Genomic DNA, 22436 nt, shown 5'->3' with positions numbered 1-22436 from the left:
GGAAGAAATGAAAACTGTACACTTTTGTTTTCTAAAGATTCAAAGTTTTCTGCAATCCATTTTTTTCAACCGATGGTCTGCTTATTGATTTTTTCTTTTTATAACGCTCTTTATATTCAGTAAACATGCTGATATTCAGCAGCATTCCCATACAGATGCTAAGTAAAATGATAGACGATCCCCCGTAGCTGATAAACGGAAGTGTCACCCCAGTAATTGGAATAAGACCTGAAACACCGCCTAAATTGATACAAGTTTGGATCGCAATCATGGAGGAAATTCCTATTGCAAGCAAACTTCCAAACGGATCTTCACACTTTCTCGCAATATAAAAACCTTTCACGACGATGAAACCAAGAAGAGCGAGAACAAAAAACACGCCGAAAAAACCAAGCTCTTCTGAGATAATTGCCATGATAAAATCTGTGTGCGGTTCTGGAAGATACCCGTACTTTTGAACACTTTCCCCTAGACCGAGTCCAAAAAAGCCGCCTGATCCAATCGCATAATATGAATTAATCAATTGATGCCCAGTAGCCCCTGCATCTTTAAATGGATCTTGGAAACTCTCAAAACGTCCGAGACGATTTTGCGTGAAAATTTTATCCCAAAAAAGAATAATAAACGGGGTCACGACGACCATCACTGCGCTAAATAGCGCCAGCAGCTTCGCAAGCGTTTTGCCGCTAAAGCCTGAGCATAAAATCATCGCAAGGGCAATCATGCCAATAATAAAGGCTGTCCCATAGTCTGGCTGCAAAATGATAAATCCGCACAGGATAGAGACAATCACGATTGGAGGCGTGACACCTCTTAAAATATGATCAATATAATGCTGCTTTTTGGCATAGACCGCAGCAAGATAGATGATGACGACAATCTTCACAAATTCAGCTGGCTGAAGACTAAAAGGGCCTAATTTGATCCAGCTTCTTGCGTTCCCTGCAACATGACCGAGAAAGTACACATAGATGAGGGAAAAAACTGAAATCAGCAGCATACCAATCTGGAATTTCTTATTTGAAAACAGCTGATATGGAACTAATGCTGTAAAGATTAAGATGGCTGCTCCAACAATCATAAATAAGAGCTGTTTCTTAAAAAAGTTATCTGGCGCGGCATCGTATCTGATAACAGATGTAATCATACTTGAGCTATATACCATAACCAAACCGAATGCGCTGATTAAGATGATGGCGAACAATAATGAGTAGTCATACGATTTTAGCATTCTCTTTAACATATAATCCTCTTCCTAACGTCTGTTTCTACTGCTTGATATCTTCTTAGCTGTTCTTATTCTACTACATTTTCTCCGTTTGATCCCGTTTTACCTCTTTTATATTGTTCGTCATTCATGAAAGAATCAAGTCCGTTTGCCGTCAATCCATAAAAGAAATGAGAGGACAAAAAAACTCAAACCTATGTTGTGGAAGTTTGAGTTTTCAATCGTTATTTTTTTGTGAACGCATCATGAAGTGCGGAAAGCTCTCTCTCAAGTTTATCGAGTAGTTTCTTGCCTTCATGTTGATCAACTAATCCAAGCCGGACAGCAAAATCAATCTCCCTCGATAATCCGAACATTTGAGTATCTAAAACCTCTTCATAAAGAGGACATTGCGGCATCGTTAAGTTGTCCATTTGCACTTGGATCAATTTTAAAATTTTATCTGCATCCAATTTTAATAAAGCCAGTGCTTTTTGCCGATGATCGACTAAAATTTCTGACGCCAAAAGTATCCCTCCGTTCCCCAGGCGAGTACCTAATTCTTCTATTTATCATAAAGCGAAACGCCCAAAATTGCAAGCAGATTTGTACAGTTCGCTTTGTAAAAATAAAAAGAAGACATTCCTCATTAAAAGATACTCATCTCATATTTTTCACTCATGAGCTCAAGCAGCTTAATCCCAGCAATACTATTCCCTTTTTCATCCAGTGCAGGACCGAAAATTCCGATCCCAAAATCATATGGTGCCGCTCCCATAATCCCGCCTGAAACACCGCTTTTAGCAGGTATGCCGATATTAATGGCAAATTCCCCGCTTGCATTATACATGCCGCACGTCACCATAAAGGTTTTACAAATTCTAGCGACATCTTTTGAAAGAATTTGCTGGCCCGTCTCTGGATGTCTGCCATCTAATGAAAAAACACAAGCAATTTTCGCCAAATCTAAGCTGTTCATCATGATGGCGCATTGTTTCGTATACACGTCCATGACCTCTTCTACGTTCCCTCTAATAATATGATATTGCTTCATATAATAGCACATAGCCCGGTTAATCATCGATGTCTCAAATTCGGATGCCGCTGTCTCTTTGCAGTATGTAATGCTTTTATCATTTGCGAGCTCTCTAATAAAGCCAAGCAGGCGGTTCAGCTGATCTTGCGGAGTCGCTCCTCTTATTAAGCTTGTGACTGCAAGCGCTCCTGCATTAATCATTGGATTCAGCGGCTTATTCGGACTTGCTGTTTCCAGCTTAATCATTGAATTAAACGGATCACCTGTAGGCTCTTGTCCAACAAATTGAAAGACTTTTTTTGGCCCTTCTTCTGAGAGTACGAGCGCAAGGGCTAATACTTTAGAAATACTTTGCAGGGTAAAGCGTTTATCTACATCTCCTGCCGAGTGGCAAGTATTACTCACATGGTACACAGCCACAGATAAATCTGTCTGATCCGCTTTGGCGAGAGCGGGAATATAGGATGCTACTTTGCCATCTTTGGCCACTTTTTTTGCTTCTTCTACAAATCGCTGAAGCTCTTCATTGTCGCGACATGCCATGCCCAATATCCTCCCTATGTTTCATGTACGATTAGTGTGTACAAGGAGAAGCATGTTTATGAAAGTGACAAAGCAGGAGAAAACTTCTATAATTTATGGTGGAAAGGGGTTGTCTTGAACATGAGTATTATTCAAATTAAGGGGAACGTAAAGTACAAGATCACCATTGATCCAAGTGTATGGATTTTTGATGACCGCAAATTTTTAATGGATTCATTTTTTGAAAACAGCGCAGCAAATGAAGAAAATCAGCTGGATCAGGAGCTTGACCAAGAGCGGGTGATCAGAGAAGGTCAAACACTTCCACCCACTTTAAAAACAGAGAAGAAGTACGAAAAGGAAAGACTCGTCACAGGCAGCTTCGGAATGAAGCTGGGTGATATGCTGAAAAATGCAGAACCGCTTGAACATGCAGATACATGCGAATTTGTCACAGAAACAGAGACAATTGCTGTTCCGCTTTCTCAGGCAATGGAAAGCATTGCACACTTCAGCCAAAATGGGAAGCCGATGACTGAAGAAGGACCAATCCACGTTTATTTCGCAGATCAGTCCAACCTCACTCAGCCGATAAAAGGTGTCAAAGAGCTCATCATTACATAAGACAGAGGGTCTGGACTACAGCAAATCAGCTGCAAGCTGTGCAAGTCCAGACCTTTCTCCTTTGACAAGCTTGACATGTCCAGATATTTGCTGTCCTTTGAACCGCTCAATGACATACGTAAGCCCATTATTTAAGCTGTCTAAATAAGGATGATCAATCTGCTCCGGGTCCCCCATCAGCACAATTTTACTTCCCTCTCCGACGCGCGTTAATAATGTTTTCACCTCGTGTTTCGTTAAATTCTGCGCCTCATCAATGATAATAAATTGATCAGGGATACTTCTTCCGCGGATATACGTTAAAGCTTCGACTTGAATAGAACCAATACCCGCCAAAATCGCATCAAGTTCACCAGGTTTTTTTGTATTAAATAAAAATTCCAGGTTGTCATAAATCGGCTGCATCCATGGTCTGAGTTTCTCTTCCTTTTCACCTGGCAAGTAGCCTAAATCCTTGCCGACAGGAACAATGGAACGGGCTACGATCAGTTTTTTAAACATGCCGAGATCCTCTGTCTGCATTAATCCGGCAGCAAGTGCAAGCAGTGTTTTACCAGTACCCGCTTTTCCGATCAATGTCACAAGCGGAATATCACGGCGCAATAGCAGCTCTAGGGCCATCGTCTGCTGAACATTTTTCGGACGGATTCCCCAAACATGCTCTTGATCATAAATAAGCCGTTTCACGTTCTCTGCTTTTTGATCAAGCATTCCTAAAGCAGAACCGCCTTCATTCCCCTTCATAATGACAAATTGATGAGGGTTTAATGGTGCACTTGTGACTTCTTTTATCGGCAATTGACTTTGCTTATAAAATGTATTCAATTGCTCGGTCGGAATATAGAGCTCATGATAGCCGTTATCAATGTCTTCGTTTTGCAGCACACGGTCACTTAAGAAGTCCTCTGCCTGAAGACCTATCGCATCTGCCTTTACCCTGACTAAGACATCCTTACTGACCAAAATGACAGGCCGGCCGTGAGGCTTTGTTTCTTCCTCTAAGCTCAAATTTTTCGCGACCGCTAAAATCCGATTATCGTTCGTTTTTTCAATAAAAATTTCTTGAAGCTCATGGAAAGAGCGATGATTCAGCTCGATGCGCAGCGTCCCTTTTGACTCTAGCGTAATTTTTTCATGCAGTTTCCCTTTCGATCTCAAACCGTCGATTAAACGTGAGACGCGCCGGGCGTTTTGCCCAACCTCGTCCATATATCTCTTTTTCGAGTCTACTTCTTCTAACACAACGGCCGGAATGACGACTTCGTTGTCTTCAAATGAAAAGATTGAATTCGGATCCTGTAATAACACATTTGTGTCTAATACATAAATTTTACTCAGGTCCTTCGCCTCCTGATCGGGGTTTCATTCATCCTTGTCTTTCCCAAAACGATTGTTAAAATATATGTTTTCATGAATAAAGTTAGAAGGTTAATTCAACAATAAAATAAATCATGCAGTTTGTGAAGGAGGGAATTTAGATGCGACTATTTTTAACATTATTCATGATTCAAACGATCATTCTGTTAGGCGCTTGCCAGCAGCAGGAAAAGCCAGAAGCGCTGGACAAGCAAGATGGACGCCAGCACTTAGTACGGGTGTCAGACTCATCCAAGAAAAAGACAAATCAAGCCCGCCCATCTACAGATGTTGCGCAGCATCTTGTCAATGTGACAGAGCATGTAGCAGATGTCAATGATGCAACGGCAATTGTCATCGGCCGCTATGCTGTTGTTGGTATTGATGTAAAAGATGATTTAGATAGAAGCAAAGTAGAAACCATTAAATATTCAGTTGCAAAAGCGCTGAGAAATGACCCTGAAGGTGCAAATGCTGTTGTGGTTGCTGATCCAGATACAGTCAGCCGTTTAAAAGAAATGGGCAAAGAAATCCAAGCAGGCCGTCCGGTAAGCGGTATTATGGACGAACTGGCTGCCATTGTCGGCCGCGTGATGCCAGAGATGCCGAGAAATGAGATCGAGCGTAACGAAAAAGACCCGACAAATGATCCGAATAATCAGCTCAAAGAACAGGATCAAAAACAGTTAGAAAAAAATCAAAACGACCAATCAAACCATCATATGAATCAGAAGAAATAATGAGAACGGCTTATATCTCCTGTGATATAAGCCTTTTTCTACGCTGATTTTAAGTAGCTGGAAAACATGCTATAATAAATGCAATAAAGTGAGGTGAAAATGATGAGAGTGAAGTGCTCATTATGTGAAAAGCTTGAAACCATTGATGATGATACACTTGTTGCTAAACGGTTAAGAAACCGGCCAATTCATACATATATGTGCGATGACTGCCAAGAACGCATTAAAATAAAGACTGAAGCTCGCATCAAAACTGGCAGATTCTCTCTTTATCAGGATCCTGCGACGAAAGAGAAAAAGAAGAAAAAAGGAAAGAAAGAACAAAAGACATAAAAAAAGACCTGACACATGTTCAGGTCTTTTTTTACGTATTAACTGTTCCTTCTTTTTTCGCACGATGCAGCCGTATTTTATAAATAATCAAAATGGCAGCTGCCACAACCAGTCCTTCCGCTACTGGAAGGAAGATACCTAGAAATGTGAGAAACGTGCAGCCAAAAATCAAAAACAAATAAATCACGAGCGCTTTTAAAATCGGTAAACGTCTTGCAAAGCCGAGCTTAAAAACAATAATCGCTAAAACAAGGATGGTGCCATATAGGAGCCACATCCCTGTTTGCGGATTTTCATCGACACGAAACAGCATCGCGAAAAAGGATAGATTTTCACTTACTTCCTGATCATTCAAAAAGATTCCCTCCCCTTATCTTTCAGGGTTCTATCTTTTTAATTCTTCATGGAATTAAGATAATCCTGCTAGCTTTTTCTTCTTCGCTGCTTTCTCACGTTCGTTTTTGTCTAAAATTTTCTTTCTAAGACGAATTGATTCAGGTGTAACCTCACAGTATTCGTCTTCATTCAAGTACTCAAGAGATTCCTCAAGTGACATAATACGAGGTTTTTTCATGCTAACCGTTTGATCTTTCGTCGCTGAACGTACGTTTGTTTGTTGTTTCATACGGCTTACGTTTACAACAAGGTCATTCTCACGATTATGCTCCCCAACAATCATCCCTTGGTATACTTCAGTACCCGGCTCAACGAAGATCACACCGCGCTCTTCAACACCTTGGATTCCGTAAGCAGTCGCTTTACCTGTTTCCATTGAAACAAGTACACCTTGACGGCGTCCGCCAACTTGACCAGACTGCATTGGCTGGGAGCTGTCAAACGGATGGTTCAAAATACCAAAACCACGAGTTAATGAAAGAAATTCAGTTGTATAACCAATTAAACCACGTGATGGCACTGTAAAGATCAGGCGAACTTGACCGTTACCATTATTGATCATGTCAATCATTTCACCTTTTCTTGCACCCATTGATTCCATAACAGAGCCAGTATGCTCTTCTGGTACATCAATTTGAACGCGCTCTACAGGCTCACATCGAACACCATCAACTTCTTTTACAATAACTTCTGGCTTCGATACTTGTAATTCAAAACCTTCACGTCTCATATTCTCAATGAGAATGGATAAGTGAAGCTCTCCGCGTCCAGAAACAACCCAAGCATCAGGTGAATCAGTTGGATCCACACGAAGACTGACGTCTGTTTGAAGCTGCTGCTCTAAACGCTCTTCAATTTTACGTGATGTCACGTATTTTCCTTCACGGCCTGCAAATGGGCTGTTGTTTACAACAAACGTCATTTGAAGTGTCGGCTCATCAATACGAAGGATTGGAAGTGCTTCTTGGTGTTCTACCGGACAAACCGTTTCACCTACGTTGATGTCTTCCATTCCAGATACAGCGACAAGATCTCCCGCTTTCGCTTCGTTGATTTCCACTCGTTTTAACCCTTGGAAACCAAAGATCTTTGTTACTCGGAATTGTTTCACAGTGCCGTCGACTTTCATCAAGGCTACCTGCTGTCCTACTTGCATTGTTCCTCTGAATACACGGCCGATTCCAATTCTGCCAACATAATCATTGTAATCAAGTAGTGCCACTTGGAATTGAAGCGGCTCTTCATGGTTATCAACTGGGCAAGGAATATGGTTCACAATGGCTTCAAACAAAGATTCCATGTTTTCATCTTGCTTGCTCGCATCGTTACTTGCTGTACCATTGATTGCTGATGCATAGACAACTGGGAATTCAAGCTGTTCTTCTGTTGCATCCAATTCAATGAACAAGTCGATCACTTCATCAACTACTTCAGCCGGACGAGCAAAGTCGCGGTCAATTTTATTGACGACAACGATTGGTGTTAAGTTTTGCTCAAGTGCTTTTTTCAGCACAAAGCGTGTTTGAGGCATACAGCCTTCATAAGCATCCACAACGAGGAGTACACCATCTACCATTTTCATGATACGCTCAACTTCACCACCGAAATCGGCGTGTCCTGGTGTATCTAAAATATTAATGCGTGTATCTTTATAATGGATCGCAGTATTTTTAGCTAAAATCGTAATACCGCGCTCTCGCTCTAAATCATTTGAATCCATGGCTCTCTCAGCGATATTTTCATTCGCACGGAAAGTACCAGCTTGATGGAGCAATTGGTCAACAAGCGTCGTTTTACCATGGTCAACGTGGGCAATAATTGCGATGTTGCGAAGGTCTTTTCGAAGTTTCACATTTTCATCTCCTAAAATAATTAGATAACTTTCATATTATATCACAATCCCCTTTAAATGCCGATCGTTTTTCTGTAAACTTATATTAACTCTAAAAAAAGGGATGGAGACAAATGAAACAAATCAAATGGCTTCTATTATTATGTGCATTACTTGCAGTTGTCAGTATGGCGTTTATTGGGGTATCTCTTGCAGAAAAAAACATACTGGGCATATGTTTTAGTATCGTGTTCGCCATGATTTTCATGGGTACAGGATTTACATTAAAAAGAAAATTAAACGTGCAATCATAAAATTAGTTAAAAGCCTTTTACATTCTATATGTAGAAGGCTTTTTATTTTGAGTAAAAACAAGACAAATCACCTATGAAAGCTTCATTCATCAGACGGAACGTATCTTGAAGAGTTGACAAAAGTAAGCAATCTGAACCCCTCCATTTTTCGACAAGAACTTTTATAGTTCTCCAAAATCAAACAGAAAGTTACATTTTTCCTATTCTTCCACAAAGTTTCTCATGGTATGCTTTTCTTGCAACAAAATTTAACAGAAAAGGGAGAGAAAAGAAGCATGAAGAAGTTTTTGAGCAAATCGCTCAGCTCTGTTGTATTTTTCGCTTTAGCTATCATTCTTACTTTCACAACAGTAGCTCCTGGGCAAGCAAGCGCTGCAACTTTCAAAGGAATTCCTTTTGAACAGCAGCAAATCATTAAAGAATTATTGGAGAAAAACGAGCGTGTCATCAACATTCTCATCAATTCATTTGTTGAGGAAGACAACAGCTACACATTTGATGTGAAAAAAGCTGTTGAGCTCGGACTAACTGAAGAAGAAGCGGCGACTGCTGAGAAATTCTTAGATCGCGCAGCTGTTCTTACAATCGTTTTCAGTGAAAGCATCACTAAAAACGAAAAAGGGAAATTGGTTTTTGATGCAGCAAAAGCTGTTGAACTTGGTCTTACAAAAGAAGAAGCGGCTAAATTTGAAAAGCTTTTCAAATCAGTGATCAGAATTGCTGATCTTGCTGGTGATGCCCTTGTTCTAGACAAAAAAGGAAACGTTGTGATTGATTCAAAAATCGCAAAAGGTCTTGGATTCAGCTCTACTGAATTACTTGTTTTCAACCAAATGCTTAAGAAAATTCCTCAAGAGCAATTGAAAACGTTCTATGATGCAGTTCAAATTGCGAAAGAAAAATTAAGCTAATCTCAGAAAAACTCCCACCTGGTTCATCCAGATGGGGGTTTTTTATTTCAGCCAATAAAGCGTATAGACTTCCGCCTTACAGTTTCAGGAAAAACAAAAAATCACTTCATTCTCATGAAGTGATGTCGTTTATTTTTTATTTCCGCTTTCTTTTATGTAATCATGCAAGATTTTTTCACAAATGGATCGTTTTCCAGCCACTATGCTGTTTTTGTCTAGGAACGTAAGACGTTCTCCGTGAATATTTGAGTAAACGGCCCCTACTTCATCAAGCAGCACGCAGCCCGCTGCATAATCCCACGGTGCAAGCCTTAAGGTGACATATGCGTCACTTCTGCCGCTTGCAATATAAGCAAGCTCAAGGGCAGCTGATCCAATCGTTCGTGTCCCTCTCACGTCACGCACTAGACGGGCAAATGGTTTGGCGTCAAAATAAGGACTTTCAATCGCCCATGTCGGATTAATACCCACAATGGCTTTTTCAATCTCCACATCTTTTAATGGAGGGAGCAGGATATCGTTCATATAGGCTCCTTCTCCTTTAATGGCATGGTAGAGCTCGTCATGAATGACGTCATAAATAAGACCGATTTTCCCCACACCATTTTCAAATATCCCGATTGAAATGGCAAAGTTGCGCTTTTGATGGACAAAGTTCATTGTGCCATCAATCGGATCAATGATCCACACAATTCCATCGAGTGAGGTGACCTCTTCCCCTTGTCCCTCTTCTCCTAAAATGTGATGATCTGAAAATGCCGACTGTATTTTTTCAATAAAAAAACGTTCTGTTTCTTTATCGATATTCGTGACTAGATCATTTGGATTTGATTTTGTTTCAATTGATAGACCTTCCTGCATGGACGCTTTAATACGGCTCCCTGCTTCTTTTACCCAGAGCTTTGCAAGACGGTCAATTTCCACCCAGTTTGTCATCAGATTGTAAACCTCTTTTCTATGTAGGACCTATTTGTAATAGCATACTGATATTATGTACGTAAAAGCAAGAAAAAAGCAGCTTCATACAAAAACGAACCGATGAATTGGTTCGTTTTTACCTCACCCTGTTTTACCCTTGAAGCTGCTCCCATTCTTTTCTTAGGCGCTCAAGCTTTCGTTTGCTGCGTTCGATTTGGATGTCATCTTTTTGTTCGATGGCTTCATGAAGCGTAGAAAGCTCATAATCAACCTCTAATCTCCACACAGCGATGCGATTTTTCTTCTCCTGTCTATAGCCCTGCTTCACGATTTGCTTCATTGGTCAACGCCCCTTCCAGAGAATGATTCATTCCTTGTCAGTTTTCATTGATAAAAAATTCAATCGATAAGAGAAATTGTTCTTGCTTATATCGTATGAAGCGATCGCATAACCGCAACGACATTCTGAAAATTGTGTCTTTACCTATTAATGATGTACCACATAATGAAAGGTTTTAAACGCTGCACCACGCCCTTTACAATCTTTTATCTGACGGTGCATCTTTTTTTGAGCTTGACCCAAGCTATGATAAAATATGATCAGCGAAAAGATACAGGAGGCATAACATGAGTGAAATGCGTTTTAGAGATGAAGATTTTGAAACATTCACAGTTGATGGTTTAGATGAACGAATGACTGTATTAAAAGAAAGAGTACGTCCAAAGCTTGAGGCACTTGGCGAACATTTTGCACCACTTCTTTCTTCTATTACAGGAGACGAAATGTTTGTACACGTCGCAAAGCATGCTAGAAGATCTGTCAACCCGCCAAATGATACATGGGTTGCTTTTGCAAACAGTAAGCGCGGATATAAAAAACTCCCTCATTTTCAAATTGGGCTTTGGAAAACACATGTCTTTGTCTGGTTTGCGCTCATTTATGAATCTCCAGTGAAAGGTGAGTACGGCCAGCTGTTTGAAAAAGAGCTAGACACCATCCAGCAGAAAATACCGCAAGATTTTGTTTGGTCTAAAGATCATATGAAACCAGATGTCATGCGGCACAGCGAACTAGATTCCGAACAGCTGAAAACGCTTTTTGAACGTGTTCAAACAGTCAAGAAAGCCGAGCTTCTATGCGGCATCCAGCTGCCTAGAGAGGAAGTCGTTCAAATGAATAATGAAGAATTCCTATCGAAAATCGAAAATGCCTTCCGCACGCTGACGTATCTATACCGCTTCACACAGAAAGAATCTGTATAAAAAAACGAGCCCTTATAGGCTCGTTTTTTACATGCGTATAACGGCTGTCTCTTCTGCCTCTCTTGCGGTTTTCACTGCACGATAAGGGGAATACCCGCTTCCCTTTTCAAAAGCCGCACAATGCGTTTTTTCCTCTGCTTTTGATGGCACAACCTCTTTAAATCGTTTATAAGCATCTAATAACTCCTGCTTCGCAATTCCTTTTTCATAGGCTTTTTCAACAGCCTGAAAAAATGAAATGACCGCAATTTTTTCCTCTGTCGTCCAGTCGACATCCATTGGATATTGATATTCCATTTACTTGTCCCTCACTTTAACACTCATTTCTCATTTGAACTTTTATTATAGCATCTGTTTGATCAGAAACCGATTGATTTTATGCTTTACATTCCGATCAGTTCATAATATAATTCTTTTGTTTTATGCAATGAAATCTGCTGTAATTGGCACAATAATAGCAGGTATTTCGATGAAGGTGGGAAAGCAATTGTCACAACATGATACACCCTTATATACTGGACTAAAAAAACACGCAGCAACGAATCCAGTCCAATTTCACATTCCAGGCCATAAAAAAGGAGCCGGAATGGATCCTGAATTTAGAGCATTCATTGGCGACAATGCATTAAGCATTGACCTCATTAATATAGAACCTCTCGATGATTTACATTCACCTCGAGGGATGATAAAAGAAGCACAGGAGCTTGCTGCTGAAGCCTTCGGTGCTGATCATACGTTTTTCTCCATTCAAGGAACAAGCGGGGCCATCATGACAATGGTGATGACGGTATGCGGACCTGGAGATAAAATTATCGTTCCGCGTAATGTCCATAAATCAATTATGTCCGCGATTGTATTTTCTGGCGCAGTTCCTGTTTTTATTCACCCAGAAATAGACAAAGAGCTTGGCATCTCTCACGGGATTACACCTGAATCAGCCAAAAAGGCGCTCACTGAGCATCCAGATGCGAAAGGTTTGCTTGTCATTAATCCAACGTATTTTGGTATTTCAGCAGACTTAAAATCAATCGTAGACATTGCCCATTCATTTGATGTGCCTGTCCTTGTCGATGAAGCACACGGTGTGCATATACATTTTCATGATGAGCTTCCCCTCTCTGCCATGCAGGCAGGTGCCGACATGGCAGCAACAAGTGTCCATAAACTTGGCGGCTCTCTTACGCAGAGCTCTATTTTAAATATGAAGGAAGGGCTTGTTTCAAAAGACCGCGTGCAATCGATTTTGAGTATGCTGACGACAACGTCCACTTCTTATTTGCTCTTAGCGTCACTTGATGTCGCTCGAAAACGATTAGCCACTGAAGGTAAGGCACTAGCTGATGAAGCCATTCGTTTGGCTGAATCAGCGAGAGACCGTTTGAATCAAATTGACGGCATTACCTGCATTGGCAAGGAAGTACTCGGTTCAGCTTCCACTTACGATTATGACCCAACGAAATTAATTATCTCTATTAAAGACCTTGGGTTAAACGGACATGATGTCGAAAAGTGGCTGAGAGAAAGTTACCGAATTGAAGTAGAGCTCTCTGACCTGTACAACATTTTATGTATCGTCACCCCTGGCGATTCAGATGAGACAATTGATACGCTCGTGACGGCGATGCAGGAAATTGCCGCAGCCTCTACTCGTGAGGGCGGCAAACAAGCGGTAACGGAAGTGCTGCTGCCTGAGATTCCATCGCTTGCTATGACGCCGCGTGACGCCTTTTACGCTACAACGGAAGTCGTTCCGTTTAAGGAAGCAGTCGGCCGCATTATCGCAGAGTTTGTGATGGTGTATCCGCCAGGTATTCCGATTTTTATACCAGGTGAAATTATCACAGAAGAAAATATATCGTATATCTTTAAAAATATTGAAATTGGTCTCCCTGTCCAAGGACCTGAAGATTCAACGCTTGAAATGATCCGTGTGATTAAGGAACAAAAACCAATTTTATAAAAAAGAAACATGCAGCCCCAAATGGAGCTGCATGCTTTTTTATTTATTCAGAGGCTTCATCACAGCAATGACAGTGACCGCACGTTCCGTATAGCGTTGTCACTTTTTCATTTTCAAACTGATCAATGGTTTCATTGCAATCTTGACAAATAATTGTACCCACGTACATTCCCCTTTTCTTCATTCATAGTTTGAAAGCGTTTGATCTATTTCTTATTTCTATAATATGATGTCACATTTAAGTTGTCAACGGTTAATTGTATGACACATTTAATCATTTTTTATAAATATGTGCTTTTTTCTCATCATATTGAGGGAACGTTTCAATTGTATTTTGCTTCATATCAATTCTGTAACAATTGAGTAACAATCGAAAATTGTCAAAAGGGACATGATACACTAGAGTGACTAACAGGGAACAAGCTCCTAAAAATGTTGGGACAACCCCAAATGATTTTGAGGTGAATAGATTGAATTTTATGAGGACACTTCTCATTATATTCCCCATGCTCTTTGTACTTAGTTCATGCTCATTTGCGTATATCATACCGAATCAGACCGACCAAGTCCGTCATATTCAAAAACCGAGAATTCTCTTTTTTACTGATGCAGAAAACCTTGATAAAGAAAGCCCATATTATGATGCAGTCCTCGAATTAAAAAATGAATACCCTAAGGAAATGTCAAAAATGATTGTGAAAGAAGATCGTAAAGGCTGGAAAAATGAAGTGGACGAATTACCGGCTATTTTACTTGTCAATGATGAAAAAGTGATCGTGAAGGTGGAAGGAAATGTCCGCAGTAAACAGGAGATCTTATCGCCTTTATGTCATGCTTTAGACCGCGTCAATACAAACTAATGATATTTACCTTACACTTATATATATCCATATGAAAAAACCCCTCATCTCATGAGGGGTTTTTCATATGGTGTTCAGAGCAGCAAAAAAACCCTCTCCATCAAGGAGAGGGCTTCATAGGTTTCATTATTTTACGATGTGGATTGGGCTTCCGATTGCTACTTCAGCCGTTTCCATTGTAATTTCACCTAATGTTGGGTGAGCGTGAATTGTCATAGCGATATCTTCAGCAGTCACTCCAGCTTCGATTGCAAGGCTAAGCTCTGAAATCATATCAGAAGCGCCAACACCTGCGATTTGAGCACCGATCACTAGACCATCCTCTTTACGAGTGATCATTTTCATGAAGCCATCAGTTGCATCAAGAGAAAGTGCACGTCCGTTCGCTGCGAATGGGAATTTCGCTGCAACGATTTCGATACCTTCTGCTTTTGCTTCTGCTTCAGTGTATCCAACAGTTGCAAGTTCTGGCTCAGAGAATACAACAGCAGGAATACCAAGGTAATCAATTTCAGCTGGCTCTCCAGCGATTGCTTCAGCTGCAATTTTACCTTCGTAAGAAGCTTTGTGAGCAAGTGGTGGTCCATCAACGATGTCACCAATTGCATAGATGTTAGATACGCTTGTACGGCATTGTTTGTCTGTTTTGACAACTCCGCGGTCAGTCAATTCAACACCAACTTGCTCAAGACCAAGCTCATCAGTGTTTGGACGACGACCAACAGTCACAAGTACGTAATCAGCATCAACTGTTTTTTCTTCGCCTTTTACTTCGAACGTAACAGTGACACCATCAGATTTTTCTTCAACGCCTTTTGCAAGAGCGTTTGTATGGATTTCAACGTTTCCTTTTTTCTTCAGGTTGCGTTTAACCAATGAGCTCATTTGCTTCTCGAAACCTGGAAGGATTTCGTCTCCACCTTCAAGGATCACAACTTCTGTTCCAAAGTTTGCATAAGCAGTACCAAGCTCAGTACCGATGTATCCACCACCGATGACAACTAACTTTTTAGGTACTTCTTTAAGCGCTAAAGCACCAGTTGAGTTGATCACGCGGTCTGTGTATTTAAAAGTAGGCAATTCAATTGGACGAGATCCAGTTGCAAGAATTGCATTTTTGAACGTATAAGTCTGTGCTGAATTATCATCCATTACACGTACAGAGTTGCTGTCTACGAAATAAGCTTCACCTTTGACGATGTCTACTTTATTTCCTTTAAGAAGACCTTGAACTCCACCTGTTAACTTATTAACAACAGAAGCTTTCCACTCTTGAACTTTTGTGAAATCAACTGTTACGTTTTCAGCTTTGATACCCATGTCTTCAGAATGCTTAGCATTTTCGAAACGATGGCCAGCATTGATTAATGCTTTTGAAGGGATACAGCCAACGTTTAGACATACACCGCCAAGTGTTCCTTTTTCAACGATTGTTACTTTTTGTCCAAGCTGTGCAGCACGAATAGCAGCTACATATCCACCAGGACCTGCACCGATGACAAGAGTATCTGTTTCGATTGGGAAATCTCCTACTACCATGACATTACGCCTCCATTAAAATTAATTGTGGATCATTCAATAAACGCTTGATGTGGTTAAGGGCATTTTGCGCAGTAGCTCCGTCAATCATACGGTGGTCAAAGCTTAGGGAAAGAGCTAAGACTGGAGCTGCAACGATTTCGCCATCACGAACAACCGCTTTTTCAGCGATACGTCCAATACCAAGGATCGCTACTTCTGGGTGGTTGATGACTGGAGTAAACCATTGTCCACCAGCAGAACCGATGTTTGTGATTGTGCAAGATGCACCTTTCATTTCAGCTGGAGCCAATTTACCATCACGTGCTTTTGTTGCAAGCTCATTGATTTCGTTAGAAACTTCGAAAATCGCTTTGCGATCTGCATTTTTCACAACTGGAACTAGCAAGCCTTTTTCAGTGTCAGCTGCAATTCCGATGTTGTAGTAATGCTTTTGAACAACTTCATCCGTTTTATCATCGATAGAAGTGTTAAGTACTGGGTACTTTTTCAAAGCAGAAGTTAGAGCTTTTACAACGTAAGGCAAGTAAGTTAACTTGATTCCTTGATCAGCTGCAACTTGTTTGAATTGTTTACGATGTGCAACAAGGTTTGTTACATCAACTTCATCCATTAATGTTACGTGAGGAGCTGTATGCTTAGAGTTCACCATTGCTTTTGCGATTGCTTTGCGGATTCCGCTCATTTTCTCGCGAGTTTCTGGGAATTCTCCTTCAAGAACTGGAGCTGCTGCCGCTTTAGGAGCTGCTGCTTCTTTCGCACTTTCAGCTGCTTGAGGTGCTGCTTCTTGAGCTGCAGAACCACCATTAACGAAGCTGTCGATATCTTCTTTTAACACACGGCCGTTTTTACCAGAACCTGCAACTTTGTAAATTTCAACGCCTTTTTCGCGAGCATATTTACGTACAGATGGCATAGCGATCACGCGTTTGTTTGGATCAGCGTCTACTTGCTCTTGTGCGCCTGCACCAGTTGCTGCTGCCGCTTCTTCTTGTGCTACTTCTTTCTTCTCTGGCTCGTTACCAGCTTCAGCAGTACCTTGTACTTGAGCTTCAGTTTTTGCTTCGCCTTCTTCTTCGCTGCCTTTAAATTGAAGATTTTCGTAACCAGGTGCATCAAACGTAATGATTGTTTGTCCTACAGTTGCAACTGTTCCCTCTTCAACTTTTAATTCTAATACTTTTCCTTTAACAGGTGAAGGAATTTCTACAACTGCTTTATCATTTTGTACCTCTGCTAAAACGTCATCTTCATTGATTTCGTCGTTTGGTTTAACAAACCACTTAACGATCTCACCTTCGTGGATACCTTCTCCGATGTCCGGAAGTTTAAATTCAAATGCCACTGTTTTTCGCCTCCTAGATTTTGTTGAACCCTTGTTGTGTATATTTACACGGTCATGTAATTGATAAAGGGGAAGAGAAATAAATTCTTTTCCCCTCTGTCATTTAATTAAAATTCAAGAACTTTCTTCGCTGTTTCAAGTACATCTTTATGGTTTGGAAGCCATACGCTCTCAGCTTGAGAGAAAGCAAATACAGTATCAGGTGCAGCTACACGAAGTACTGGTGCTTCCAAGCTAAGGATCGCTCTGTCATTGATTTCAGCTACTACGTTTGCAGCAATACCCGCTTGTTTTTGTGCTTCTTGAACAACGATCGCACGGCCTGTTTTTTCAACAGAAGCGATGATTGTTTCAATATCAAGCGGGCTTACTGTACGAAGGTCGATAACCTCAGCAGAAACGCCTTCTTTTTCTAGCTCTTCAGCAGCTTTTAGTGATTCGTGAACCATTGCACCGTAAGTGATGATTGAAAGGTCAGAACCTTCACGTTTCACGTCAGCTTTACCGATTTCAATTGTGTACTCTTCTTCAGGAACTTCCTGACGGAAAGAACGATAAAGTTTCATATGCTCAAGGAACACTACAGGATCGTTGTCACGAATTGCAGAAATTAAAAGTCCTTTTGCATCGTAAGGTGTTGAAGGAATAACAACCTTGATACCAGGCTGTTGTGCGATAAGTCCTTCTAAGCTGTCAGCGTGAAGCTCAGGTGTGTGAACTCCCCCGCCGAATGGAGAACGGATTGTCACTGGGGAATGCCAGCGTCCGCCAGAACGGTAACGCATACGAGCCATTTGTCCAGAAACAGAATCTAATACTTCGTAAACGAATCCGAAGAATTGAATTTCCATTACCGGGCGGAATTCTTGTAGTCCAAGGCCAATAGCAAGACCGCCAATACCAGATTCAGCAAGTGGAGTATCGAATACACGATCCTCACCAAACTCTTTTTGCAATCCTTCAGTCGCACGGAATACGCCGCCGTTTTTACCAACGTCTTCTCCGAAAACGAGAACGTTTTCGTCATTTTTCAGTTCTGTGCGTAACGCATCAGTGATCGCTTGAATCATTGTCATTTGCGCCATGGCTTACTTCGACTCCTTCTGTTTGTAAATTTCAAGCTGTTCAACTAAGTTGAATGGTTTTACATCGTACATGTTTTCAATCAAGTCAGTGACTTTTTGCTTAGGCTGTTCGTCAGCTTCTTTGATCGCTTGTTTGATTTGTTCTTTTGCATCTTCGATCACTTTATTCTCTTCTTCTTCAGACCATAGGCCTTTGTTTTCCAAGAATTTGCGGTAGCGTACCAATGGATCTTTTTGCTCCCACTCGTTTTCATCTTCTTTTGTACGATATCTTGTTGGATCGTCACCAGCCATTGTATGTGGGCCGTAACGGAATGTAAGAGTTTCGATTAATGTTGGACCTTCACCATTTACAGCGCGCTCACGAGCTTCAGCAGTTGCTGCATAAACAGCTAATGCATCCATCCCGTCAACTTGTACGCCTACGATACCAGCTGCAGCTGCTTTTTGTGCAATTGTTTGTGCAGCAGACTGCTTTTCAACAGGTGTAGAGATCGCATATCTGTTGTTTTGGACAACAAAAATCGCTGGCGCTTTGTAAGCCCCTGCAAAGTTAATACCTTCGTAGAAATCACCTTGTGAAGCTCCACCGTCACCAGTGTAAGTGATTGCAACAGCTTTTTTACCGCGCTTTTTCAAACCAAGAGCTACACCAGCAGCTTGAATGATTTGAGCACCGATAATGATTTGCGGTGAAAGTGCATTCACATCTTCAGGCATTTGGTTACCAACAAAGTGTCCGCGAGAGAACAAGAATGCTTTTGTTAGCGGAAGACCATGCCAGATTAATTGTGGTACATCACGATATCCTGGAAGAATGAAATCTTCTTTCTCAAGTGCAAAGTGAGTTGCAAGCTGAGAAGCCTCTTGTCCAGCTGTTGGCGCATAGAAGCCAAGACGTCCTTGACGGTTCAATGAAATTGAACGTTGATCTAATACTCGTGTAAACACCATACGGCGCATTAATTCTTTTAATTGGTCATCTGAAAGATCCGGCATTGCCGCTTCGTTTACGACTTCGCCTTTTTCGTTTAAAATTTGAAACGTTTCAAACTGCTTTTTGATGGCATCAAATTGCTTTTTGCTATCAACAATTGCTTTTTTTGTTTTTGCAGCCATTCTAAAGTCACCTCTTCCTTTCTTTTAACAGTCCATTTGTCGTGAATCCATTTATACATACAGATATAGGATAACCCAAAATACTCATATGACTCCTGTATATAATAGCCACTAAGATCGTTGTCGAAACATTGGTTGATCACTCGTTTTTGAGTCCTTATAACTGTATTAACGATAGTTCACAAAAAACTAATACAACTTCTGTTAACAAGGAATAGTTTACAACAAGAAAAATAGTCCGTCAATTGATTTAACGGCTTTATTTAAATAAATGTATTCGCTTTACTTTTTATGGTGAACTGTATCAATCTGTTTAACAAACAACCTAATCTGTACTAGTATAGAGTGTACTGCTGTACTACAATAGAAAATGTTTGTTTTTGTCGAAAAATAAAAAAAGAGCTGTTTTTTCAGCTCTTTTTCGATCCTTGATCTGTTGCTTTATACAAAGCCTTTTTATGATCATTCAATTGATCTGTATATCGATTGAACTTCTTACTTTCTTTTCTGACTTTGCTATATGAACGATTCACGGTCTTCAGCTTTGACTTCAGCTCTTCATATCCTAGATCCTTTTTCTTTAAAGATTGATACAAAAGCTGATCTTGTTTCAGCGCCTTTTGATACTCCTTGTAAAGCTGATCATATGACGCATATCGTTTCTCGATTGATTTGACCGTTTGATCTGCTTTCTCTTTTAACTCCGCATCTTGCAATCGTGCAGCAGATTCCTTTACTGTTTTCAATTCTTTTTTCGATTCATCCATACTGACTTTTTCTGTTTTTAAATGTTCTTCTCTTTGTGCTGCCGATGCTAACGCCTGATCAGAAAGGCTTGCCACTGTTTTTGTATGGTCCTTTGTTGTTTGAATCATTTTTTTATACAGCTTCTGCTCTTTTTCCTCATAGCTTTGCAGTGTACCTTGCTCTTTTTCGAAGGATGCTTCTTTTTCACTCATTTTCTTCATCGCGTCCTGCATATCATTGAACGGACTTTGACCTCCGCACCCTGTCAGCAAAAGGGTACATATCCCCGCTAAAGCAGCACCTGCTTTCATGCTTTTTTTCATCTGTCTCATGACAAGGTCCCCCTTTACGTCTCCACATACCACTATAATTTTTATAGACGTTTGTGACAAGGAAAGAGGTCAGTCAGATGAGGCGGAGAAGATTTTTTTCAAGCAATAGGCGCATGACTATACAAATAGTGCATTCATACATAGTTTATATTACACGCTTCGCCTTCACTTATGAGAGGCCAAGTGTATTTCCAAAGGAGGTCAAAAGTATGTCTAATTATAGTCATGGAAGTATGTATGGTGGATACGGCGGTTACGGGTATGGATTCGGTGGCGGATATGGCGGCGGCTGTTGTTACCCAAGTTATGGCGGTGGATACGGATACGGCGGCGGACGTACATTCGCTTTAATCGTTGTGCTTTTCATCCTATTAATTATCGTTGGCGCAGCATTCTTAGGCGGCGGCGGTGGCTGCTGCTAAGGCTGTTTAAGCCTCTGACCGGTCTCACAGGACCGGTCTTCTTTATTTCATTGCATATGTTGTGTATCATTTTATATACTTTACATACAAAGGAAATAGGAGTGAAGTTTTGTGATTACCATGGATGATATCGTAAGGGACGGACATCCCGTCTTAAGACAAACAGCTGAATCGGTCGAGCTCCCGCCGACAGAAGAGGAAAAACAGCAATTAGCTGACATGATCGAATTCGTCAAAAACAGTCAGGATGCTGACATTGCTGAAAAATACGGACTAAGACCCGGCGTTGGATTGGCAGCTCCGCAAATCAATATTAGTAAACGCATGATCGCTGTTCACTGTGAGGATGAAGACGGAGAAGAATACAGCTATGCTCTGTTCAACCCGCGTATTGTCAGTCATTCAGTCAAAAGAGCTTATTTAGCGACTGGTGAAGGCTGCTTATCAGTTGATGAAGCCATCCCTGGATTTGTTCCTCGATATCAAAAAATCAGGGTCAAGGCCACTACGCTTGAAGGAGAGGACATTGATATCCGTCTAAAAGGGTTCCCCGCTATTGTTTTTCAGCATGAAATTGACCATTTAAATGGCATTATGTTTTATGATCATATTCAAAAGGATCAGCCGTTCGCTGAGCCAGAAAACTCTGTTGCGATCGGCAGATCATAACATAAAAAAGAAGACCCGCGATCTAAGGGTCTTCTTTTTTATTCTTCAATGAGGCCAAGCTGGGTCACTGCATGGAATATGCCGTCCTCATCTACCGGCTTTGTCACAAAATCAGCCAATGCTTTCAGTTCACTCACAGCATTTCCCATCGCCACGCCTGTTCCAGCAAACGAAATCATTTCTCTATCATTCAATCCGTCTCCAAAGGCAATGGTATCCTTTTGATCGTAAGGAAGTCTTTCGATGACTCGTTTGATTCCTTCAGCTTTTGATCCGCCTTTTGGCAGAACGTCCGTTGACAGCTCATGCCATCTGACAAGGTCAATTTCTTCGCGGAATGCCTTATACTCCACTTCCTCTTCTGCCTTACAAAATAACAGCATTTGAAAAATGTCGTTTTCTTTAAAGAAAGATACATCGTGCTCAGGATGCTCTGTTTTCAAAGTACCGATTCCTTCATGGATAAACGGATGATTCGGCACAGACGCCTTCATCGTTTCTTCTCCCATAAAAACGAGCGGATGATCATGACGATCCGCTGTCTCATAAATCCGCTCCATCAGCTCCTGCTTCAGCGGATTGCCGTAAATAACGTCTCCCTCATACATGACATACTGACCGTTATAAGCAATGAATGAGTCAAGCCCTAATTCTTCTAAAATGGGCCGGATCAGAAAAGGAGAACGCCCAGATGCAATAAAGAGATGATGACCTTTTTCTTTTAATAAATGAACCGCTCGCTTCGTTGACTCAGGTATATTTTTATCATGGTCATATAAAGTACCGTCGATATCAAAGAAGATGACTTTTTTATTCATATCTCGCCCTCCTGCTCTTCGTTATGTATACACACTCCCTTTCATCATACAGAAAGATTTCAGCTTTCGAAACCAATTCCTTTTGAAAG

At 40.9% G+C, this 22436-nt stretch carries 26 protein-coding genes; 10 read left to right on the top strand and 16 right to left on the bottom strand.

Annotated features, from left to right (window positions below; genetic code table 11):
- Positions 1-31 precede the first annotated feature (31 nt).
- From ftsW to glsA, 3 genes are all read right to left on the bottom strand, one after another.
- Positions 32-1243: a putative lipid II flippase FtsW gene (gene ftsW, locus BA81_RS08920; RefSeq protein WP_034281653.1), complete on the bottom strand. Its 1212-nt coding sequence runs from the start codon at positions 1241-1243 to the stop codon at positions 32-34.
- A 209-nt stretch (positions 1244-1452) separates the two neighbouring features.
- Positions 1453-1734, bottom strand: coding sequence for an Fpa/YlaN family protein (locus BA81_RS08915; protein ID WP_003212509.1), 282 nt, complete (start codon positions 1732-1734; stop codon positions 1453-1455).
- A 122-nt stretch (positions 1735-1856) separates the two neighbouring features.
- Positions 1857-2786, bottom strand: coding sequence for a glutaminase A (gene glsA, locus BA81_RS08910; protein WP_034281651.1), 930 nt, complete (start codon positions 2784-2786; stop codon positions 1857-1859).
- A 120-nt stretch (positions 2787-2906) separates the two neighbouring features.
- Between glsA and BA81_RS08905 the strand changes: the two genes are divergently transcribed.
- Positions 2907-3389 carry a hypothetical protein gene (locus tag BA81_RS08905; RefSeq protein WP_034281650.1) on the top strand — a complete coding sequence of 161 codons (483 nt, stop codon included), beginning with the start codon at positions 2907-2909 and terminating at the stop codon, positions 3387-3389.
- A gap of 15 nt (positions 3390-3404) precedes the next feature.
- On the opposite strand, the gene BA81_RS08900 is transcribed toward BA81_RS08905, so the two are convergent.
- Positions 3405-4727 (bottom strand): PhoH family protein, encoded by a 1323-nt coding sequence (locus BA81_RS08900; protein ID WP_034281649.1) that lies wholly within the window; start codon positions 4725-4727, stop codon positions 3405-3407.
- A 140-nt stretch (positions 4728-4867) separates the two neighbouring features.
- Here BA81_RS08900 and BA81_RS08895 point away from each other — a divergent pair, with 140 nt between their 5' ends.
- The gene (locus BA81_RS08895) at positions 4868-5485 is read left to right on the top strand and encodes a YhcN/YlaJ family sporulation lipoprotein (RefSeq protein ID WP_034281647.1); all 618 of its coding nucleotides are present in this window, start codon (positions 4868-4870) and stop codon (positions 5483-5485) included.
- Between the two features lie 102 nt (positions 5486-5587).
- Positions 5588-5818, top strand: a complete 231-nt coding sequence (locus BA81_RS08890) for a YlaI family protein (RefSeq protein WP_024424769.1) — start codon at positions 5588-5590, stop codon at positions 5816-5818.
- A 31-nt stretch (positions 5819-5849) separates the two neighbouring features.
- Here the strand turns inward: BA81_RS08890 and BA81_RS08885 are convergent, their stop codons facing one another.
- Both BA81_RS08885 and typA read right to left on the bottom strand, forming a co-directional pair.
- Positions 5850-6131, bottom strand: coding sequence for a YlaH-like family protein (locus tag BA81_RS08885; protein ID WP_044334035.1), 282 nt, complete (start codon positions 6129-6131; stop codon positions 5850-5852).
- Positions 6132-6227: 96 nt separating this feature from the next.
- A complete protein-coding gene (typA, locus tag BA81_RS08880) occupies positions 6228-8066 on the bottom strand; it encodes a translational GTPase TypA (protein WP_034281646.1) in 1839 nt (612 codons plus the stop codon).
- Positions 8067-8179: 113 nt separating this feature from the next.
- Here typA and BA81_RS08875 point away from each other — a divergent pair, with 113 nt between their 5' ends.
- Complete coding sequence (locus BA81_RS08875) at positions 8180-8359, top strand: DUF5325 family protein (protein WP_034281645.1); 180 nt, start codon at positions 8180-8182, stop codon at positions 8357-8359.
- Between the two features lie 275 nt (positions 8360-8634).
- Positions 8635-9270 carry a hypothetical protein gene (locus BA81_RS08870; RefSeq protein WP_034281643.1) on the top strand — a complete coding sequence of 212 codons (636 nt, stop codon included), beginning with the start codon at positions 8635-8637 and terminating at the stop codon, positions 9268-9270.
- Between the two features lie 129 nt (positions 9271-9399).
- Here BA81_RS08870 and BA81_RS08865 read toward each other — a convergent pair whose 3' ends face one another.
- Together BA81_RS08865 and BA81_RS08860 are read right to left on the bottom strand one after the other, a co-directional pair.
- Positions 9400-10206, bottom strand: a complete 807-nt coding sequence (locus BA81_RS08865) for an inositol monophosphatase family protein (RefSeq protein WP_034281641.1) — start codon at positions 10204-10206, stop codon at positions 9400-9402.
- A 133-nt stretch (positions 10207-10339) separates the two neighbouring features.
- Positions 10340-10528 (bottom strand): hypothetical protein, encoded by a 189-nt coding sequence (locus BA81_RS08860; protein ID WP_024424761.1) that lies wholly within the window; start codon positions 10526-10528, stop codon positions 10340-10342.
- Between the two features lie 287 nt (positions 10529-10815).
- Here BA81_RS08860 and BA81_RS08855 point away from each other — a divergent pair, with 287 nt between their 5' ends.
- Positions 10816-11451, top strand: coding sequence for a DUF1054 domain-containing protein (locus tag BA81_RS08855; protein WP_024426894.1), 636 nt, complete (start codon positions 10816-10818; stop codon positions 11449-11451).
- A gap of 27 nt (positions 11452-11478) precedes the next feature.
- On the opposite strand, the gene BA81_RS08850 is transcribed toward BA81_RS08855, so the two are convergent.
- Positions 11479-11748 (bottom strand): UPF0223 family protein, encoded by a 270-nt coding sequence (locus tag BA81_RS08850; RefSeq protein WP_034281639.1) that lies wholly within the window; start codon positions 11746-11748, stop codon positions 11479-11481.
- 190 nt (positions 11749-11938) lie between these two features.
- Here BA81_RS08850 and BA81_RS08845 point away from each other — a divergent pair, with 190 nt between their 5' ends.
- Positions 11939-13411: an aminotransferase class I/II-fold pyridoxal phosphate-dependent enzyme gene (locus tag BA81_RS08845; RefSeq protein ID WP_108909025.1), complete on the top strand. Its 1473-nt coding sequence runs from the start codon at positions 11939-11941 to the stop codon at positions 13409-13411.
- Between the two features lie 43 nt (positions 13412-13454).
- On the opposite strand, the gene BA81_RS19205 is transcribed toward BA81_RS08845, so the two are convergent.
- Entirely contained in the window at positions 13455-13574 is a 120-nt protein-coding gene (locus tag BA81_RS19205) for a GapA-binding peptide SR1P (RefSeq protein ID WP_003212464.1), read from the bottom strand.
- Positions 13575-13890: 316 nt separating this feature from the next.
- On the opposite strand from BA81_RS19205, the gene BA81_RS08835 reads away from it, so the two are divergent.
- Positions 13891-14271 carry a hypothetical protein gene (locus tag BA81_RS08835; RefSeq protein WP_227001729.1) on the top strand — a complete coding sequence of 127 codons (381 nt, stop codon included), beginning with the start codon at positions 13891-13893 and terminating at the stop codon, positions 14269-14271.
- Between the two features lie 126 nt (positions 14272-14397).
- Here the strand turns inward: BA81_RS08835 and lpdA are convergent, their stop codons facing one another.
- The 5 genes from lpdA to BA81_RS08810 form a co-directional block, all read right to left on the bottom strand.
- A complete protein-coding gene (gene lpdA / locus BA81_RS08830; protein WP_024426892.1) occupies positions 14398-15810 on the bottom strand; it encodes a dihydrolipoyl dehydrogenase in 1413 nt (470 codons plus the stop codon).
- A 4-nt stretch (positions 15811-15814) separates the two neighbouring features.
- Positions 15815-17155 carry a dihydrolipoamide acetyltransferase family protein gene (locus tag BA81_RS08825; protein ID WP_034281632.1) on the bottom strand — a complete coding sequence of 447 codons (1341 nt, stop codon included), beginning with the start codon at positions 17153-17155 and terminating at the stop codon, positions 15815-15817.
- Between the two features lie 107 nt (positions 17156-17262).
- A complete protein-coding gene (gene pdhB / locus BA81_RS08820) occupies positions 17263-18240 on the bottom strand; it encodes a pyruvate dehydrogenase complex E1 component subunit beta (RefSeq protein ID WP_012009824.1) in 978 nt (325 codons plus the stop codon).
- Positions 18241-18243: 3 nt separating this feature from the next.
- The gene (gene pdhA / locus BA81_RS08815; RefSeq protein ID WP_024424754.1) at positions 18244-19359 is read right to left on the bottom strand and encodes a pyruvate dehydrogenase (acetyl-transferring) E1 component subunit alpha; all 1116 of its coding nucleotides are present in this window, start codon (positions 19357-19359) and stop codon (positions 18244-18246) included.
- Positions 19360-19769: 410 nt separating this feature from the next.
- Positions 19770-20438: a YkyA family protein gene (locus BA81_RS08810; RefSeq protein WP_034281630.1), complete on the bottom strand. Its 669-nt coding sequence runs from the start codon at positions 20436-20438 to the stop codon at positions 19770-19772.
- A gap of 233 nt (positions 20439-20671) precedes the next feature.
- On the opposite strand from BA81_RS08810, the gene BA81_RS08805 reads away from it, so the two are divergent.
- Both BA81_RS08805 and def read left to right on the top strand, forming a co-directional pair.
- Positions 20672-20860: a YjcZ family sporulation protein gene (locus BA81_RS08805; RefSeq protein WP_034281949.1), complete on the top strand. Its 189-nt coding sequence runs from the start codon at positions 20672-20674 to the stop codon at positions 20858-20860.
- Positions 20861-20971: 111 nt separating this feature from the next.
- Positions 20972-21529 carry a peptide deformylase gene (def, locus tag BA81_RS08800; protein WP_034281628.1) on the top strand — a complete coding sequence of 186 codons (558 nt, stop codon included), beginning with the start codon at positions 20972-20974 and terminating at the stop codon, positions 21527-21529.
- 38 nt (positions 21530-21567) lie between these two features.
- Here the strand turns inward: def and BA81_RS08795 are convergent, their stop codons facing one another.
- Positions 21568-22347: a Cof-type HAD-IIB family hydrolase gene (locus tag BA81_RS08795; RefSeq protein WP_024426890.1), complete on the bottom strand. Its 780-nt coding sequence runs from the start codon at positions 22345-22347 to the stop codon at positions 21568-21570.
- Positions 22348-22436 lie beyond the last annotated feature (89 nt).

The organism is Bacillus safensis FO-36b (genome assembly GCF_000691165.1).
Classification (GTDB): domain Bacteria; phylum Bacillota; class Bacilli; order Bacillales; family Bacillaceae; genus Bacillus; species Bacillus safensis.
The sequence above is the reverse complement of the archived record's forward strand: the minus strand, read 5'-3'. Positions and strand labels throughout refer to the sequence as shown.

What these genes read in the sequence shown, in the direction of transcription:
- lpdA (WP_024426892.1), bottom strand. Translation starts at nt 15,810, where the DNA reads ATGGTAGTAGGAGATTTCCCAATCGAAACAGATACTCTTGTCATCGGT.
- BA81_RS08895 (WP_034281647.1), top strand. Translation starts at nt 4,868, where the DNA reads ATGCGACTATTTTTAACATTATTCATGATTCAAACGATCATTCTGTTA.
- BA81_RS08865 (WP_034281641.1), bottom strand. Translation starts at nt 10,206, where the DNA reads ATGACAAACTGGGTGGAAATTGACCGTCTTGCAAAGCTCTGGGTAAAA.
- BA81_RS08810 (WP_034281630.1), bottom strand. Translation starts at nt 20,438, where the DNA reads ATGAGACAGATGAAAAAAAGCATGAAAGCAGGTGCTGCTTTAGCGGGG.
- glsA (WP_034281651.1), bottom strand. Translation starts at nt 2,786, where the DNA reads ATGGCATGTCGCGACAATGAAGAGCTTCAGCGATTTGTAGAAGAAGCA.
- pdhB (WP_012009824.1), bottom strand. Translation starts at nt 18,240, where the DNA reads ATGGCGCAAATGACAATGATTCAAGCGATCACTGATGCGTTACGCACA.
- BA81_RS08875 (WP_034281645.1), top strand. Translation starts at nt 8,180, where the DNA reads ATGAAACAAATCAAATGGCTTCTATTATTATGTGCATTACTTGCAGTT.
- BA81_RS08855 (WP_024426894.1), top strand. Translation starts at nt 10,816, where the DNA reads ATGAGTGAAATGCGTTTTAGAGATGAAGATTTTGAAACATTCACAGTT.
- pdhA (WP_024424754.1), bottom strand. Translation starts at nt 19,359, where the DNA reads ATGGCTGCAAAAACAAAAAAAGCAATTGTTGATAGCAAAAAGCAATTT.
- BA81_RS08905 (WP_034281650.1), top strand. Translation starts at nt 2,907, where the DNA reads ATGAGTATTATTCAAATTAAGGGGAACGTAAAGTACAAGATCACCATT.
- ftsW (WP_034281653.1), bottom strand. Translation starts at nt 1,243, where the DNA reads ATGTTAAAGAGAATGCTAAAATCGTATGACTACTCATTATTGTTCGCC.
- BA81_RS08885 (WP_044334035.1), bottom strand. Translation starts at nt 6,131, where the DNA reads ATGCTGTTTCGTGTCGATGAAAATCCGCAAACAGGGATGTGGCTCCTA.
- BA81_RS08870 (WP_034281643.1), top strand. Translation starts at nt 8,635, where the DNA reads ATGAAGAAGTTTTTGAGCAAATCGCTCAGCTCTGTTGTATTTTTCGCT.
- BA81_RS08860 (WP_024424761.1), bottom strand. Translation starts at nt 10,528, where the DNA reads ATGAAGCAAATCGTGAAGCAGGGCTATAGACAGGAGAAGAAAAATCGC.
- BA81_RS08890 (WP_024424769.1), top strand. Translation starts at nt 5,588, where the DNA reads ATGAGAGTGAAGTGCTCATTATGTGAAAAGCTTGAAACCATTGATGAT.
- BA81_RS08795 (WP_024426890.1), bottom strand. Translation starts at nt 22,347, where the DNA reads ATGAATAAAAAAGTCATCTTCTTTGATATCGACGGTACTTTATATGAC.
- BA81_RS08850 (WP_034281639.1), bottom strand. Translation starts at nt 11,748, where the DNA reads ATGGAATATCAATATCCAATGGATGTCGACTGGACGACAGAGGAAAAA.
- BA81_RS08835 (WP_227001729.1), top strand. Translation starts at nt 13,891, where the DNA reads ATGAGGACACTTCTCATTATATTCCCCATGCTCTTTGTACTTAGTTCA.
- BA81_RS08805 (WP_034281949.1), top strand. Translation starts at nt 20,672, where the DNA reads ATGTATGGTGGATACGGCGGTTACGGGTATGGATTCGGTGGCGGATAT.